We start from the raw sequence: 18,440 nt of genomic DNA on the forward strand, positions 1-18,440 counted from the left end.
GCTATTTCAGGACAAGACAATAAGCTTGAAATTCACCGTCTGAACTATACCAAAATCCCCGCTTTTAAGGTCTTCTTTTCAGGTTTATTTACCTCCTAGACTGATCACCTGGAAATTATTAATCAACGGGGAGGCTCCCGCTTTATCAATTCGAAGCCGGACAGCATCAGCGTCAGGGAATTGAATATCTTTTGCCGATGCACGGCCAGCAAGAATGATGCGTTTGTAGCCAATTTTTTTTCCGGTGAATACATCTTTCCACTGTCCATTTACACGGCATTCCAGGCTGTATGCTTCTACCCGCTGCCCCAGTGGAATGTATTCCTGCAAAATGAATCCATCAATTTTTTTGGTCTGCCCAAGTTCAATTTCAATTGTTGCCGTGGTTACCTTGTCATCAGTAGCAAAATAGCTGTTGTAATTGCCATCGTTTACTTTGTTAGCTGCATATCTGGAGTTATTATCCCTGCATGGTAATAAGGATTTTGCTTTTTTTAATAAGGCTGGATTTTGCTGATGAACCTGATCTACCCATTGCTTAAAAGCACTGAGCTTTTGGATAGTTTCCTTATCAATCAATCCATCGCTGTTAGGTGATATATTCATTAACGCAGTGGTGCCATAACCAACCGAACTAAGATAATAATCCTGCATCTGTTTCAATTCTATAGCAGGTTTTCCGTTATGAAACCAATTGCCCTGCAGAATGATTGAGGGTTCGTTAGGATACCAGCGTAGCGTATCGTTTACCAACTGCCGGTAATCCTGATCAGGAGTAATGCCTCCATGTCCGCCAGGCCAGGCCAAACAACGGTCTGGAATAGTATTTACCAATACCTTTGAATCATAAATTACTGCGCCGGGTTGGTTTTTTGCGATCATCTTACCTATTCTCGGGTAATCCATTTTCAGTTTATCGGCATTAAACCCATCAAACCAATATTCATCAATTTTTCCATAGCGAGTGCTGAGCTCTTTAATTTGCGCATAATAGTAATCACCATATATTTTATATTCAGGTGATCCCTTTTGTTCAAAATGCTTATCGATAATAGAAACATAGATACCAAACTGAATCCCAGCTTTTCTGCAGGCATCCGATACTTCTTTTACGACATCTCCTTTGCCATTTTTCCAGGGCGAAGCTTGTACACTATGATTGGTTGTTGCTGTGGACCAGTTACAAAAACCATCGTGGTGTTTGCTTGTGAACACAATACCTTTAAAACCTCCTGTTTTGGCTGCATCGGCCCATTGGTTGGCATCAAACTTTGCGGGAAAAAACCGTTTAGGGTCTTCCAGACCATAGCCCATATGATCATCGCTTGGATAAAATGTTTTCATTCCAAAATGCACGAACATCAAATACTCAGCTTTATGCCATCGCAATTGGGCTGCATTCGGCAAGGGAAAAAAAGGTTTTGGCGCTTTTACGATTTGTTGTGCAACAACAATGCAAGAAGCAAACATCCAGCAAAACGTGGTGATCAACATCCTTAGTTTTAAGCTATTCTTTCTTTTCATACCAGTATTTACAATTTTGAAAACACATTCATTGAACCATTCTTCCAGACGATATTTCCTCACCACAATTTTAATTTCTGTTTACCGCTTTCTGTTATTTCGAATGGTCCAGGTGATGGATTATTTGCATTTCTTTTCTTACCGAAATAATCGGTATCGATTCTCAACACTGAACCGTCTGTATTTTCGAAAGGCAAATTGGGCACTACAGCACGATTAAGTGAACTGCTTGTAACCAGTTTTCGGGCTTTTTGGGATAACCAGCTTCTATCCAGATTAATTTCTAAATAAAAATGATCTTTTTCTGCAGATAAATTGGCCATCGCATCAAAATCTGTTTTCACCAAAGCATTGTTTTCGGAGGCTGCTTCTGGTTTATATTTTTTAAATTGTTCCTGAGCTTCCTTACTCATTTCTCCAAACTGCATCGCCTTATCGTTGTTTACAGCTCTTATGGTTCCTTTGGTGTATACATTACCTTCAAACCTTACGGGCAACAGGGCTTTACTATATTGACTCGCATTGCCTGCAGCAACAAAAAGATTATTTACAAATTGAACATCGCCTCCGGGGTTATCATGCAAATCAGTAACAAAAGTAGAATGCGGTAGATGGAAGGGGGTTAATCGCCCATCGTAATTGATAACGCTCATTCCGCCAGCGAAAATATTATGTACAAATGCCACTCCGCTGGAATTCATTAGCAGATTCGTTTTGGATAGCAAAACATTATTGCTTACCAACATCGGTCCATGATCTACCTCCAAAAAGATATCGTGATCGTTTTCGTGCATCAGGTTGTTTTTAATCTGAGCACCCTGTGCCATCCAATCGAGCCAAATCCCAAAATTACTGCGGTAAATATGGTTATTGCGAATCTGCACATCCACCGCTCCATGAAATTTTATCGCTGCCTGCTCTGCGCCATTAAATAAACGATGGATATGAATATCATGAATGCTATTCCCTTCTATCACACTAAATGAGCAGCCCATGCTTCCCACAATACCAGTTTGCTCGCAATTGGTAATGGTATTATTGCGTACAATATGCCCGCCAATTGTTCCCTTGTTCCAGCCAAAAGCCAGCGCCCGGTTAATGGTGCCTACGTAGCCTTTAGCTGATTCGGTATCTTTATTATCGTACTCATCACCATATTTACCCAATGCAATGCCCACACATTTTGAATAGCGGATGGTGTTATTTTCGATCACCCAACCACGGCTCCAATGCGTGCCAATAAGTCCATGCTGTTCGGCTGTAGGCGGCGCCCAATTGGTTGCCGCTTGCTCAAGAGTGAAACCTCGGACAGTAATGAAATTGATAAAGGGTTTATCAGGATACAATACAGTTTGGCGGACATTAATCTCTACCAGAGATTGATTAGGGTCTGTATTTTTAAATTGCGCCCAGATCGTTGTACTGTCGCTATCTACCGTAGCACACCAAAGTTGATTGTTGACATCGGCATCTTTATCTGTTACCTCTTCTTTTTTTGAGGCTTCCATTAACCAATTGCCATTAAGATATACCGCGCCTCGCAAATATTTTCGTTCTTTGGGCTTCGGCCAAAACCAATCTCCATGAATCAGCTCTTTATAGGGATTAAAAGATCCAAAAAAGTTGTTAGGCAGCTTTAATACCCAGGTATCGTGCTGCTGTCTCTTCCATCCTTTTGCTATTTCCGAACCTTTTACAGTAACGTTTTCGCCTTTAGCCGCCTGATAGGTAATGCGCTCCTTATCGGAGTTTCCACCACGGGGAGGAACAATTGATTCTCGATAGATACCACCATGTACGGTAATTACATCCCCGGGCATAGCTTTATTAGCCGCAGCCATAATGGTTTTATAGGGACTTGATAATGTACCTGTATTTGTATCGCTACCATTAACAGCGACATGATATTCGCGTTGGGCTGGAAGAATTGGTTTTTGTGCGAAACTTATACTGCAGTAAAGCATAATGCAAGCAGTAAAAGCAAAAGCTCTTTTCATTTGTATTGTTATTTTATTCATGAGGACTTATAGATATCTTTTTTTCAACAATTGCATCATATACACATTCACCTCCCATTGATTGGTAATAGGCGTTGTACTACCTGGTAAATAAACCATATAGGGATATGGGCCAAATTCAGAAGTAATGGTAAGGGTTTCGCCATGCTGTTTTTTCCGTTCTGCGATTCCGTCCCACCAGGCTAAATGGGCTGCTACAGCAGGCTGCCATTCCTCTGCACGGGGATCTGTTACCTGGGGGCCTTCAGTATAACCCACCCGGGCATGAATATGCCCTGCATGTGCAATGGCCAACTGTATGGCTTCTGTTTGATCTTCCAGAAATGATTCGCCAACGCAGACCCAATGGGAGACATCAAGGGTAATTTTCATCTCTGGAATTTTCTGCAAATAATCTTTAGCTATGTGCGCAGCAAATAAACATTTATGCCGATGCGTTTCATGCATGACCTCTATGCCTGTACGACTGGTAAACTGTGATGCCGCCAATATTAATTTCTGGTTTTGTTCAAAACTAAAAATGTCCCTTCCCGTTTGCGAATCAATTTTCACACAAGGATATGATTCTATTTTTTCCAGCCATGCACCATAAATATCAAAATGTTTCGAAAATTCAGGATTAGCACTGTCATAAAACTGAGCAATAAGTTTCAGCTCGTGCTTGTGGGCTAAATTCCATATTTCATCCATTTCTTTTTGACCGGCACTATTGGCTATGCCAACTTCAATACCATCATATCCTTCAAGCTTTACCCTTGCACAAAAGTCTTCCCAACTCAGTTGCTCACTTCCCCAACGGGGACAATAAAATTCTGCTAACATCCCCTATAAACTGGTTTTAATTTGTAATACTTCTGGACGAAGATAAGGTTGGTTTGCCTCTAGGGTTCCTTTCCATGCATAAGGATCCTCACCTGAAATCATCACAATATCCCTAAGGTCTTCAGTTGCAGGTAACTTACCATCCTGATCCCAGGGCAACATCGATTCAGCGCTCATATAATGATTTACCAGAGCAGTGCGAAAACAATCTTTTGTCTTATTTCTTTTAGAGCTATGCAGGGTATATCCGTTAAAAAATACCACTGAGCCCTTTTTAACTGCTATAGGTATTATCTGATCAGTACTGTACATAGATACATCAATCGTATCTACATCTGCGTATTGCGTATTCTCATTTTTTATACGGGGCATCATGTATTTGGGGCGCCCAGGAATTATCCATAGACAGCCGTTATCAACTGTGGCATCATCAATTGCAATCCACACACCAATTAGCGATTGATCTCTGGTTGGGATATAAAACTCATCCTGGTGCCATGACTGTCCAGCTTTACCAGGCCCTTTTACAAACAACATAGACTGCATACATTTTAGGTTTGGGCTTACTACATTAGTTAACACTTCTACTATTTTTTCATGAAACAGGTATTCTTTGATGAGCGGGGAGATTTTGTGGGGAAAATGTATAGCCACATATTGCTTCATCACTTCTGCATTACTCTTACTTTTATCGGCCGGTAACAAGCCCTCTACCTGCCCCCTATCGCCGCGGAAAATTGCAGCAGTCTCATCTTTAAGTTCTTCTACTTCATCTGCAATTAACAATTCCGGGGCTATCAGGTACCCATAGGTTTGGTAGAACGAAATATTTTCTTGAGTTAGACCTTTTCGGTCAACAAAAGCATTTTCTTTATTCATCTTGACAATTTTATTGTATAAATAATGATTCGACTTCTTCTAAGGATTTCCCTTTTGTTTCTTTTACTTTAAACAGCATGTATACAAAGGCCACGGCACAAAAACCAGCATAAATAAACATGGTGCCAGCGATCCCCAACTGCTTGGTCAAAACCGGAAAGGTGAGTGTTACCACAAAATCTGCTAACCACAGGGCCAATGTTGCAACAGACAAGGCTATGCTTCTTATCCGATTAGGAAAAATTTCGGCGAGATATACCCAAACAACAGCTCCCAATGTACTACCAAAAGCCGCTACATAGAGCAACATAAAAACCAGGACGATGTAATTATCAAAATACCTGTATTGAAAACACAAACCAACAGCGATCAGTGAAATTCCCATTATCACACAACCTGAAACCAATAATTTCTTTCTCCCGAGTTTATCAACCAGTGCAATAGCACCAAACGTGGCAATCACGTTTACCACGCCTATGATGATGGTCTGCATTAACGACGAAGAGCTATCATTGGCAGTTTCTTTAAAAATAACAGGCGCATAATAAATAATTGAGTTAATTCCTGTGACCTGTTGAAATACAGCCACCAGTATTCCAATAAATAAAACAGGCTTATAGGTTTTACTAAATAAAAGTCTCAGAGATATTTTATGATCGTTTTGAAAACTTTGTTCAATTTCGTGCACTGCTGCGTTTATAGGCATCTCTTGCGAAATTTTAGCCAGAATTTGAGCTGCTTCATTTTTCCGCCCTTTCATAATAAGCCACCTTGGCGTTTCTGGCACCACAAATAGTAGCAACAGGAAAAAGGCGGAAGGCATGGCCTGAGAGGCAAACATCCACCTCCAGTTGTTAGTACCCCAGCCATCAAATAAATAATTAGAGAAATAAGCCAGTAAAATCCCAATTACGATCGCCATTTGGTAAAAGGCAACCAGGCGGCCCCTCAATTTCGCAGGAGCTATTTCAGCAATATACATTGGCGATACCATTGCGGCTGCCCCCACGCCCAGCCCGCCAACTAAACGGAAAAGTATAAAAAGATACAACTCATTAGATAAACTTGCACCAAGGCCGGAAACGGCAAACAGTATGGCACAGATCATCAGCGTGATGCGACGTCCATACTTATCTGCAGACACCCCGGCAATGAGCGCTCCCAGGGCACACCCTATAAGAATGGAACTAACGGCCCAGCCTAACATGTATTCATTAAGCTGGAAATAAGAAGTAATGTAAGGAATGGCACCGGATATAATAGCCGTATCAAAGCCAAATAATAATCCGCCAAATGCAGCGACAAAACTTATTAAGATGATAAAAGACTTATTTACGGCAACTTTTTCAGGCATTTCTACTGCAGCGTCCCGCTTCAGAATTGAGTGGTTGGATAACATAAATGGTTAGATTTGTAATTACTTTAAATTTAGATGTTTCCAAAAAGAAGCAGCACTACTTTATTATCAAAAAAATAAACTATCATAAACTAAATATTGCACACCAATGGTAATTATTGAATAACTTAGTTAACTTTAATCCATTATTCTTTTAATGCCACATCCAGATGCAACCATTTACCCAGCGGCTATTACCAGATGAATCCAGCTCATTTATAGCAAAGACATTCCGCACGCCAAACTTTGAAGTTGGCTGGCATCAGCATATCGAATATGAACTCATTCTTTTTACGGAAGGTTCTGGTATGAGCTTTGTTGGAAACCATATCGGCGAATTTGAAACAGGTGATATTTACTTAATTGGAGCTAACCTACCTCATACCTTTCAGAAAACCGGAGATCAAGTAACCAGTGCAATAGTCGTTCAGTTCCGGGAAGATTTCTGGGGTACCAGTTTCATTCATCTACCAGAAAACCGTGTGATAAAAGCTTTGTTTGAAGCATCAATGCTTGGCTTGAAAATAAAAGCTGTGATAAAAAACCAACTTGCATCAATAATCAAAGAACTGGAATACGCGAACGGCGTTAAACGCATCGTTCTTTTACTTGAAAGCCTCTTTTTAATCGCCAACCAACGGGAGTATATCTCGGTTTCTACCCAGCAGGCCAAAGCATATGATCAGAAGGGTATGGATATTATGGGCAAAGTTTTCCAATTCACTATCGACTCCTTCCGGGAGCAGATTACCCTTTCTGATGTTGCAAAAAAAGCGTGTATGAGTATTCCTGCTTTTTGCAAGAACTTTAAACGCAGCACGAAAAAAACCTATAACGATTTTTTAAACGAAGTGCGCATTGAATATGCCTGTAGCCAGTTAATTGAAACCAACAAGTCTATATTTGATATCTGCTATGAAAGCGGATACAGCACCCATGCCAATTTCCATAAACAGTTTCAGAAAATAAAAAATATCAGTCCACTCCAATACCGAAAATCATTTACGCTTGATAACATTAGCAAAGGCGGCAAAATCGGTATCGTCGAAACCATTTAAACCAGCGCATTACATCTACCAAAATGGCCGGTATGCCTTTATCGTCTACTACTTTTGAGCTGGTCTTAACCTCAAATCCTGACCCAACAAAAAAAAACATTTATCCCCCTTTTCAGGACATATGTCTCCCCCCTACTAAGATTATTAAGCATATTTTAGACCATTAAAATATTATCTATTATGAAAAAAATCTTTTATTTGTTTCTATGTAGCGCTTTATCGCTCTCTTGTAGAAAAAACAACGACCCTGAGCTCCCAAAGCTAGCAGAGGTAACAACAAAAACCATCGCTTTGGATAGCGATCAGAATTCATCATTGATGTTTCAGGACAACGAATCGCCTGATGTCATGACCTCGGATGCCAGACGGTATAACATTGCCCATGTGCTCCGTGTAAGGGCTGTTGACGAAAAAAACATCGAAATTTCCAATTTCGCGCCCATTGATATTGAAAACGCAACCATATTGGCAACTATTTCAAACGGTACGGATGCCACAAACAAACAGGTCGTTAAACTTATTAAAATCAGTAAAATAAGGGCTCATGGGAAACAAACAATAAAGTACCCATTTATGGAAGGAACTGTTTTATACTTAGATACCAACAATAAAGTAACCGACCTTTCCCAATACAAAGGAACTGGAATCGATCCAGCCAAAATATCCTTCGATTTCACCGGTGACAATCCCATCATACTCAAACTTAAAAAACTTGCTGTGCTCAAATGGGATATACAATACCATGATTATGATCCTAATAATGATGTAACAAATAATTGGGCAGAAGACATAACTGCGAAAGATATCCGCAGATATACCGGGTTAATGATTAACATGGGCACAGTTTTCATATCTGCGGACTTTAAAACTGAATTCCTAAACGAGCGGATTGTAGCCAACGATGGAACAACTGTTTTGACAGATGCACAAAAATTAAAAACCTATAACGATATTTTAAATCATAGCTTTTTCCAGTGCGGAGTAGTGACCAATGTATCTGGATTAGGCGGTGGATCCACTTTGGGATATGCAAACCATGTAATAAGGGATTATATAAATGTTGCGGGGGCGGGAGATGTCTTATCTCATGAAGTAGGCCACTGCGTAGGCTACGGGCATTCCTCCAACATGACCTACCCCATTAAAGTAAATAATGTAAATACTGGAATCAGTCCGGTAACAATCAGGGTAATGCAAAAATTATTCAATGAAAAAATGTTTCCTGTAACACTGGAGAATTATTATAAGCCTGCTGACTTAAAATAAACCTTTATCTATAATACATTTGCATCGGTGTTCATATATAACACCGATGCTTATACTAAGCCTAACTTTAATGAATAACTGACGATTTCAGTTTCAGAAACCCCTCACAGCAAAAATCCTATCCCCGAAGTAAGCATCTCCTATGTTTTGCTAATAAATTCCTCCTGCAATTTGCAAACGACTATATAGTTAAACAATACCCATAACTAAATCTAACGCTACAACCATTTCCCTGATATAATATCTCCCTTTTTAATATCTATTCAATCACAAGTGTTACTATGCCATATGGCGCCAAATGAATGGTGCTTCCAACTTCTTCGCCTGGAGTTTCGTCTGCAACACAGGTCCGCACGGATTTCGGCCTGATGCCTGGAAATGATAAAATTGCTGTTTCTTCTTTCTCTGATAAAGAGCGTAGTCTGATAACCTTGGATTTACCATCTGCTGAGGTTTTTATGACTGATATAAAAACATTTTCATTATCTATTTTAACTACAGGTTTAAGTGATATTTTTTCCTTTAGCAGCACCGCAAGCAGTGGACGAGATTGTTCCAATCCAAAACGATTTGTTTTTACCGCGTTATACCCATATTTATGAGGTAATATCCTATAACGAAAATTCAGTTTCCCCTCCTGGAACAAGGGGTAATTGGTATGCCAATGGTTGTTAAGTGCCCAGGAATAAATGGTTGAATTTAGTGGTAGATTTTCAATCCATTGTGGTGAATGGAAAGCTCCTCCAATAATGTTAGCTGTCATATTACCGCTTTCGAAAGTAGGTGCATCAAGCGCACACCAGGAAACTCCCTTATTCTCATTGGAAATATCCAGCCAGCGCTGGAAACTCATCCAATTGCGGTTTGCTGCAGGAAGTTGGTTCTTTTCAACCTCTACAACACCCCAGGGAATATCCATTCTGGTACGTCCATTTGGAACGTCAAAAGCAAATCCAAAATGTATCCCTTCTTTTTTTATCGTTGCTATTTTGTCTACCAAATTATCTATTTCAATTTCAGGTTTGCCAGCAACAACACGGACTTCACGGGTTAGCTTGTTACAGCCATCGGCTTTTGATGTGACCAGTATTGATGCGACAAGAGGTCCGTTCTCTTTGATAACGACTCTCACTTCCGTTGGACCAGTTGCTTTTACGATTTTCACAGCATCATTACTCAAAACGGTGTTTGCATTTGCAGCATACTGAGGTCCTGCTGATGCAGGTTCGCCACTTCCCAGCAGATACCTGAAGCTATTAATATTGGCCGGGTCATTCTTATTTACAAATTCAGTACCCGATGCATCTGTTATATGAATGACATCTCCCGAAACCGTATCTATTTTCACCTTAAATATTCCGTTATCCAGGGTATTTCCTTTTGCTATCTTAACATCAGGCTTCTTTCCAGAGCTATTGCTCAGATAATAGTTTTTGGTTCCAAAAGCGGGAATTTCAGACACCAAAAATACCAGTTCTCCTGTGCTCAGCCGCTGAGAAGTTATGATCTTTTTATACTCATCCCTTACAATATTAAAGCCTTTACTCTGCTCAGGGGTCAGTGTTATCAGCCCACCACGAGGCCACGACAAAGTATTAAATACCCCTACAATATTAGAGGTTTCACTGGCAATAGGTTTTAACATATTAGAAAGTATTTGCTGACTACTATGTTCAGCTGTTTTAAAGAAACCCTGCTTTACTTTCCATATAACATCCTGCATATCAGCCTGAGCTGGATTCATGTAACACCAGGTATGCTCTGACCCCATCAGGACATTTCGCCATGCTTCATCAAACTCAGTTCGGGGTGCCTTTTGATTTGGATAAAGCATTGACCAAAGAATATCAGATTGAATTAACCGCTCTTTCGAATTGCGGTTCATTGATGTCTCTTTGGCCGCCGTCCCAAGGCCATCGGTCCAGTACTCCGTAAAATCCCCTTTATATGAAGGAATGACCTCACCATATTTTTTTTCAAAAGCTGACATGATATCCGTTGAACTGGAAATAACCAGACGGGGAAACGCATATTCTTCATTCCAGCTTTTTACAGCCTCAGGCAAGTCCGCATCAATAGGTGTATTATCTGCCATTGCCCATGTCATTGGAAATAAATCATATGGATATTCTTTGTTGTTTTCCAATTCCTTTAGTTTTCCCCATAAATAACCATCAATAAAATTTTCACGGGGATGGGCTGTTTTAACAATTTGCAGTAATTTATCAGGATCCTTTTGGCCAGCCATTATAGGCCAATATTTAAAGCCCTTAGCTCTGGCACCGGGAGTATAATCCCCTGGCTGAAGAAACAAGACCTTTGAGACTCCATCCTGCCCAATCCACCAAAAGGGTTTAAAATTGAGTTTATCCGCCAACCCAATGCGATCAGACCCATTAAACGGAGCAAAAACATATTTTATCCCAAACTGAGCGGCCATGGGTACGATTCCCCAGGTCATACCCGGAACATCAACCTGAACAATTGTGTTTACAGGTATTCCTGTAGCTTTTTCCAATTTCTTTGCATCACCAAAATATCTTGGAAATTCCTCATCTGCAGTAATGCTTGTATTGTCATTGATGTAACCGGCATCAAGATGGATATACCCTTTTCGAACCGCATCCAATAATTCTTCCTTTTCAGTTGGTGTTGCATTCTTTAAATAACGCTCCACTGGCCAAATCACCTCCGGATTCCAGATATACCGGGATCCTACAGGATAATTTGCTGTTTCTTTGGCCAGCTTCATTCCATTAAGAAGGTTACGTTTATGAATAATTTCAACATTGGCCTGCGTGTTGGTATAGCCTATATCTACATGAGAATGCGGATAGATATATACCGTCCATTGCCTTTGTGGTTTCAGCGCAAATGATTTTTTTAGAATTTTACTTCCTGATCTCAATGTGACCAGTATGGACACTTCCTTATCAACACCTACTTGGGATGGCAGGGTAATCTTTGTTGATGTCCGTCCCTGTTGTTGGAATGGAACAGCAAAAGTTTCCGTTCGCCCCTCTGCTGAAACTTCAATAGTGGAAGCCTGAAATAAATTATTGCCTTTAAAATTCAGTACGACCTCTCTCCCCGGCTTCCCATCTTTACAAAATCGATAAATACTTGTTGAAGTACATTCCAAATCGTTGGGAAAAGGAAAATTTGATTTATCAACCTTAAGCTCAGATAAAAACCTAACTTCACTTAATCCATAAACGTCACCTCCCCAATTGGATTCTGCAGCAATGATTACTGCCTTGAGCTTTTTTTTCTCCCCAATGGCGATTTCAGTTGCCTTTCCACTCGTCGTTTTAGCATTTGGCAACTCCAATGCACTTAACTGAGTCCAACTAACCCCATCAGTTGTTCCATAAATCTTAATTAAACGAAATCCACGGTTAGTCAGATTCTCCTGATTATGGTTCCATATCAAAACCCTATTAAAAGATTTTTGAGTTGAAAAATCAAATCTAAGCCATGCCTTGAATGCGGGCAATCCTTTTGAAGGGATACTTGCAGCAGGATTTTGAATAGTATGCCACATGGTAGTAGCGCTACCATTATTGTCATGTACTTTGTTTCGAACGCCAGAACCGTCTATTAAATGACCAGCACTTTGATCCGGACTAAAACTAGTAGATGCTGACAAGGTAATTTCGTTTGCAGGAATCTCCTGAATAATACTATTTACTTGTTTTTGCGCGGACGCATAAAAGCAAATAAATACTAGGACACTGAATGAGGCAATGATTTTTAATATTTTCATTTCTAATTATCTATAAATGACATGAATAATAATTTTTATGGCGCATACAAAAGATGGAACTAAAATTTCTTTGAATAGTTATATAATCATCACTGCGGCTATAACAAATCACAGAGCCAGAAATGGGCGATAATCTACACTATCCATTCAACTGAAATTGCACTAAATCTTGCAAAAGGCCACTAAGATTCCACTTCATGGCTTTGTTTATTTGCATCTTCCATATTCTATTTTATTACCAATTCCATTATAGTATTTTTTAACTGTTGTTTATCCTCGTTTGAAAGTGTATAATAAAAAACGTCACCCAAATGAGTATTGTTTTTTTCGACAATGATAACCTGAGCATCTTCACTCATCGCAATCGTATGCCAGCAGTTAACCGGAATATTATACGTTACGCCCTGTTCCATCTGCATACATTCAAAACTCACCTGGTCTTGCTCAATTGTTGCACCGATCAATACGGCCTGACCTTTTGTTAATACAAAAATTTCATCCGTAAGCGCATGCCGTTCCACCTGTTCAATACAGGTAAAACATAAGGATGGCAAATAATTCAATTGTGCTACCTGCCATTGTTCACGAATAAAAAAAGGATGGTATCCATTCTCTTCTTTGTAATATTTTTCTATCAAATTGTTCATCTCTATTATCTATTATTGATAATTATCATAAAAATGATTATACTATATCTCATTTAGCTTCTATCATCAATAACAAATGCTAATTCCCTGAAATTCTCTTTTCTGTTTATTGCAGCATGGTTTCCCTAACTGTTCTATCAAATTCCTGAATAATTTTTGCCGGCAAAACAGCTAATTTTTTCCACTTCTTATCACCAGTAACCCCTGCCCTTGTATAATCAAATGGAATAAATCCTATTTGCCTTAGCAAAGATTTATTCCTGATCTTAAAATCATATTTCTCAGGATCCTTAAAGTGCGGGTTAAGGAATATGCTGTTTTTGTCTCTACCACTACTCTCCGACCACTGTTTAAAAGATAAAGTGTCAGGTTTACTTCCATATTCACTCGTTGAAATCATAAAAAAATTCTTTTTATCATGCATGTTCCAATATGCATTGCTATCAATATTTACACTACCTTTTTTCCAGGTGCCTTGAAAAAAGGTTTCTCCGCCTGATAGCAAAATATTATGCTTGAATTCAAAACTTTGGTGTTTCTCAATTCTTGAATTTTGAGCTAAGAATTGCTTACTCCAGGCAATGATATTATTATTGATTATATTGTTTTTCCCATAATGCTGGTGGAAGCCACCCGTTTTGGTACGATAAACCAGATTATTTTCCATGTGAATATCTGATGAACCCTCATCAGTATACAGCCCCCAGCCACCATAGCTGTAAGAATACACATCATGAATGATATTGTTGTTTATTTCGGTGCCCGGAGAAATACCAAGTGTATAGATGCCTGCCATATCACTTAAAATCCCCCACCCGATGTGGTGTATTTGATTGAATAACACTTTATTGTTAACACTTGGGCTGTAGCCGTAGCCCCAAACCCATCCAACCGATACACCACTATACCCAAAGTCAGCAATATCATTGTGTATGATGATGTTATTAGCAGCATGAGCAACTAACACCCCTACGCCATGTGCATAGTTTTTTCCACCCGATTGAATAATACAATTTTCTATACGGATATTGGAAGTAGTTTTTAGTGTATCACCAGGCAATTCAGTAGGCCCGATACGCACACCACCCGCACCTAAATCGTTGATATAACATTTCCGCAAACCGCAATATTTGACATTGTTTTTAAACCAAATAGCATATTGGCCAGTATGCATGATCCGGCAATTTTCAAACTGAATGTTTTTCGCATCATTTAGCATAATAGCGGCATCAATTGCAGCGGCCGCCTGACCATATTTAGAGGCGATAAATGGTTTATTTGCAAAACAAAATGAGATACCTTCAAAAGAAACATTGGTTACCAAATTTTTACTATCGCCTTCAATAACCAATAATTTCTCAATTACGGGTACGACAGCTTTTACTTCCTTTATTTTTCTATCTTCAGGAATATATTTCACCACATTATTTTCATCGATGACCCATTCATTTTTCATATCCAATGCATAATCTGCATTCTCAAAAAAGAAAAGCGATGACTTATCAATTTTGTTATGGGGAGCCATGGCTTGACCTGTTGAATAAAAACCTGGACTGCCTGAACTTAATGAATCAATCGTGCGGCTTGTCGCAATCCATTTGTGATAGGCATTAAATCGTATGTTCTTTAATTTCTCTGCAGGTACCTTTTTTAATTCATCATAGGTTTCTGAAGGGATTTCAAAGTATTGAACAGAGTTTGTTTGGCTCCATGGCAAATCTGAATTCTTTTTTTCAGCAGTCTTTTTAAAATTCAAATAACCACTATTTGGCATTCTGGCACGTATGGCTCTTTTTCCATCAACATAAATATCCTGAAGCATTCCCTCCTTCCCTTTCTGCAGTAAAGAAAGATCTGCAGATAGAACTTCAGTACCGGCAAGGGTGATTGTTCTGCCTCCGCTAATAACGGGTTTCGAATTGCCACTAGCCTTAAAGATTATTTTTAAATCATTGGTCCCTCCATTCTCCGGGCTAAGGAGAAGAGGACCGTTTAATTCATAAGTACCATCCTTTAAAAGAATGGTAATACTTCCAATTTTGCTTTCCCTTTTCAACCTCGGCAACATTGCGACTGCCTGTTCGAGTGAGCATGGCGATATTTTAGTCCCGTTTCCAACACCTTTGGGAGCTACATAAACTACTATATCTTCTGCATATGCAAATTGAATAACAGCAGTAAAAAAAAACAGGAGTAATAGTAATCTTTTATTCATATTTTAATTTTATGAGTATAATTGTTAAAGTCTTTTCATTACTGCGAAGGCTTTTAGTAAATGTGAAGGGATTCCTTTTCCCTTACTTCATTATCAGATTTGAAGTGTAAATTGAGCTTCACAAATTGATTTCCCCCCGCATTATAACACTCATTTTTTGGTTGCTCATATTTAAGCGTTTACTCCAGAATAAAACTTGCCGGTCCAAATGCTTTAATACCATAGCTGAATTTCCCTTGAATGATGTCGAGGGGTTTTCCACTTCTCTCACCACGGAGGTTCACTGGTGTCGCTTTACGAAATGGTCTACCTCCTATAGGCAGCGTAATACTAACTATACCGCTATTGCCGCCTTGCTCCCATAACCGAAGCAACGTACCTTTGTTACCATCAGGATCTTCACCGAAAGCAGTAACGAGTATACCTTTGTGCGAAATAACAATACCGCTTTGCCGTGAAGGGAGTTTTGTTCCCATGCCGCTCGCCTTCACTGTCATAAGTGGCAGCCTTGCTTCCCAGGATTGTATTGCAAGATTTTCATTAGTTTTTACACCTGCCTGAATTCCCCAGATCCTTACTCTTTCAGTCCACGAACCTTCTGTCCAGTAAGGAAAATTGACATTCCACATGTTATTGTATAGATTTACAAACATGGTAGGTTGTTTGGGGAAATAACTATAGTCATATTTCCAAAGTCCAGGCTCACCAAAGCTCAGCAGTGGGGCGTCGATTGCACAAAGGCCCATACCTGAGTGATCCGGAGCAATAACGGATGCGCCGTTTTGCACAGCATAGAGATATCTATTTCCGCCTACAAGCTGATCTTTAGCCAGATCCATTGCTCCTCCAAGACGGCCCAGAATATACTTAGGTTTGTTCACATTAAATGGAAAACAAAGCCATCCTCCTTCTGGTACTGTGTTAGCTACCTTCCCATCAATCTTCCATTCTACATCTACAAAAGGTTGAGCGGTATTAAAGGTAAACACAACAGCAACTGATTTGGACAGAGGGCTGCTATTTTTTGAGGTAAGGGTTACCACATCTGCAGCGGAAGAGTGCTCTACCTGTATCTCCCAGTCATCAGGAGTGATCGCAGCATAAGTTATATCCTTGGGCATGTTAGGCTTTGTTGTATTGAAAGAATTATTGGTATTACAACAACGGTTGTAATATTCAATAGTCTGCGCGTAACTGAATCGTTCGTGAAGATATTGCCCTAGTGCATATTTGGAACTTTGATCTACCATTTCTTTACCACTGGCCTTCTCTATCATTGATGCGATCCCCCCTCTTTTAACATCAAAGCGAACAGTATAAAAACGGGTGTTTAACATCGAAGGATTGCTAAGCCGGGTTGGCGCGGCTTCTTTTGGCAAAGAGATAGTTTGATAACCATTGGCCGGAACATTATCGACCCATACTTTTTTACCGCTTACCACAACCAAACCACTGCGTATCCAGGACAATGGGTTATATACAATGTATTCATCTGAACTAGCCTTTACCGAATTAGCCAATAGGTTAAGCCGCCGATTCAGCTGCGTTGAGACAATACTATCGGTAGTATTGATGTATGCCGCCTTATCTGTAAAACTGGCTTCGAATTTTTTATAGAAACCAGCTTCCCTTGCTTTAACAAAAGCATCATTGTATAAGTAGCGTTCAATTCCCTTGGTTTTACCATCCATTGAAAAGAAACCCCAACCTGGTGATTTTGCACCCCAGGTATGCTCACCAAACAGAATGCTGTTTTCGTAGGCAACCCCAAGTTCTTTTAACAGGGAACCCGCGGCTACCCCCCAGCCATTCAGCTGTGTATTGAAAACATCCAACGCGCTTTCAAGTGGCCGAACATTCCTTGCTGTTTTGGTTGCCTGTGGCATCGCCATCACACCGTGTATCCATGGATCAACCATATCACCCTTTACTGTTGGGATTGCAGGATTTTCAGCTAATACTGCTTTCGCATACTCATCCAAGGTAGCAAAATGCAATTTTACACCTTTTAGTTGTGCTACCTGTTTTTTAACATCCTCAATTTCTTTAGCGGAAGGCGGCCCTTCGTTGTCAGAGGTCATAAAAACCGCGAGATAATTTTTTGACGGCCAGTTGACTGGTGGTTTTGCCGAAGAACCATAGTTGGTAGTATAATTACATAATACCTTTGATCCATCAGGGCCAATCCACCAAAATAGTTGTGGTAGTAAGGGCGACCGGTATGAGCCATTACAACCAATTTGTATAAACTTAATTCCCGCATGATGAAGCAAAGTAGGTAAAAACCAGCTGTGTGCAGGCACATCAGTCATTTTTGCTGCAATAGGTAATTCATGACCGTAAGCTCTGGATACCTGAGAAGAAAAAATCAATCCCCGTACATAGTCTTCCTGGTCCATAGCGTCCGATTCTAAGGTAACTGGTAAGGCATGTACATTTATTGTCCCTTCCCTAAGTGCCTGTTCCACCTTCAGTTTTCGCTCGGGAGTTTGTAATGGTCCAAGGATAACACCTTTCATCGGCCATCCTGCAATCGTCCATTTAAACCGGTCATCTACAGGCTTTTTTCTATCTGCCTCAATTAAACCAAGGGCATGGTCCATCATGTTTTCCCGGTATTCCTTAAATACCTCCCTGGCAGAGGTGGTATAACCTAAATCACAGTGGGTTTTAAATACCACCCAGACATCAGTTACAGTTGGTGCTTTTTTACCAGGCAATAAATTAGATGGGCGTTCAGGCACTGGTATTGGGGACACCGGCCCATTTTGTGCGGATGCCTTAATCATCCCCCCAAGTAACAAAGCGAGTAAAATATATTTTAAAGTTTTTATTTTTTTTGTTTGCAT

At 39.9% G+C, this 18,440-nt stretch carries 11 protein-coding genes; 2 read left to right on the forward strand and 9 right to left on the reverse strand.

All coding sequences use genetic code 11. From position 1 onward, the window contains the following. Positions 1–84: 84 nt before the first annotated feature. From DBR40_RS21620 to DBR40_RS21640, 5 genes are read right to left on the reverse strand one after another with little or no spacing between them, the layout of a single operon-like run. Complete coding sequence (locus tag DBR40_RS21620) at positions 85–1,524, reverse strand: alpha-L-fucosidase (protein ID WP_124561815.1); 1,440 nt, start codon at positions 1,522–1,524, stop codon at positions 85–87. Positions 1,525–1,583: 59 nt separating this feature from the next. Further along, a complete protein-coding gene (locus DBR40_RS21625) occupies positions 1,584–3,521 on the reverse strand; it encodes a right-handed parallel beta-helix repeat-containing protein (protein ID WP_158674103.1) in 1,938 nt (645 codons plus the stop codon). Positions 3,522–3,548: 27 nt separating this feature from the next. Beyond that, positions 3,549–4,364: a sugar phosphate isomerase/epimerase family protein gene (locus DBR40_RS21630; RefSeq protein WP_124561817.1), complete on the reverse strand. Its 816-nt coding sequence runs from the start codon at positions 4,362–4,364 to the stop codon at positions 3,549–3,551. A 3-nt stretch (positions 4,365–4,367) separates the two neighbouring features. After that, positions 4,368–5,243, reverse strand: a complete 876-nt coding sequence (locus tag DBR40_RS21635) for a phytanoyl-CoA dioxygenase family protein (protein ID WP_124561818.1) — start codon at positions 5,241–5,243, stop codon at positions 4,368–4,370. A 10-nt stretch (positions 5,244–5,253) separates the two neighbouring features. Further along, the gene (locus DBR40_RS21640) at positions 5,254–6,642 is read right to left on the reverse strand and encodes a sugar porter family MFS transporter (protein WP_124561819.1); all 1,389 of its coding nucleotides are present in this window, start codon (positions 6,640–6,642) and stop codon (positions 5,254–5,256) included. A gap of 167 nt (positions 6,643–6,809) precedes the next feature. On the opposite strand from DBR40_RS21640, the gene DBR40_RS21645 reads away from it, so the two are divergent. After that, positions 6,810–7,697 carry an AraC family transcriptional regulator gene (locus tag DBR40_RS21645; RefSeq protein WP_124561820.1) on the forward strand — a complete coding sequence of 296 codons (888 nt, stop codon included), beginning with the start codon at positions 6,810–6,812 and terminating at the stop codon, positions 7,695–7,697. 180 nt (positions 7,698–7,877) lie between these two features. Continuing rightward, entirely contained in the window at positions 7,878–8,963 is a 1,086-nt protein-coding gene (locus DBR40_RS21650) for a hypothetical protein (protein WP_124561821.1), read from the forward strand. A 259-nt stretch (positions 8,964–9,222) separates the two neighbouring features. On the opposite strand, the gene DBR40_RS21655 is transcribed toward DBR40_RS21650, so the two are convergent. The 4 genes from DBR40_RS21655 to DBR40_RS21670 form a co-directional block, all read right to left on the reverse strand. After that, positions 9,223–12,729, reverse strand: a complete 3,507-nt coding sequence (locus tag DBR40_RS21655; RefSeq protein ID WP_124561822.1) for a glycoside hydrolase family 38 C-terminal domain-containing protein — start codon at positions 12,727–12,729, stop codon at positions 9,223–9,225. 227 nt (positions 12,730–12,956) lie between these two features. Beyond that, entirely contained in the window at positions 12,957–13,376 is a 420-nt protein-coding gene (locus DBR40_RS21660; protein WP_124561823.1) for a hypothetical protein, read from the reverse strand. Between the two features lie 106 nt (positions 13,377–13,482). After that, a complete protein-coding gene (locus DBR40_RS21665; protein ID WP_124561824.1) occupies positions 13,483–15,591 on the reverse strand; it encodes a right-handed parallel beta-helix repeat-containing protein in 2,109 nt (702 codons plus the stop codon). Positions 15,592–15,770: 179 nt separating this feature from the next. After that, positions 15,771–18,440 (reverse strand): hypothetical protein, encoded by a 2,670-nt coding sequence (locus DBR40_RS21670; protein ID WP_124561825.1) that lies wholly within the window; start codon positions 18,438–18,440, stop codon positions 15,771–15,773.

The sequence above is a fragment of the Pedobacter sp. KBW01 genome (genome assembly GCF_003852395.1).
Classification (GTDB): Bacteria; Bacteroidota; Bacteroidia; order Sphingobacteriales; family Sphingobacteriaceae; genus Pedobacter.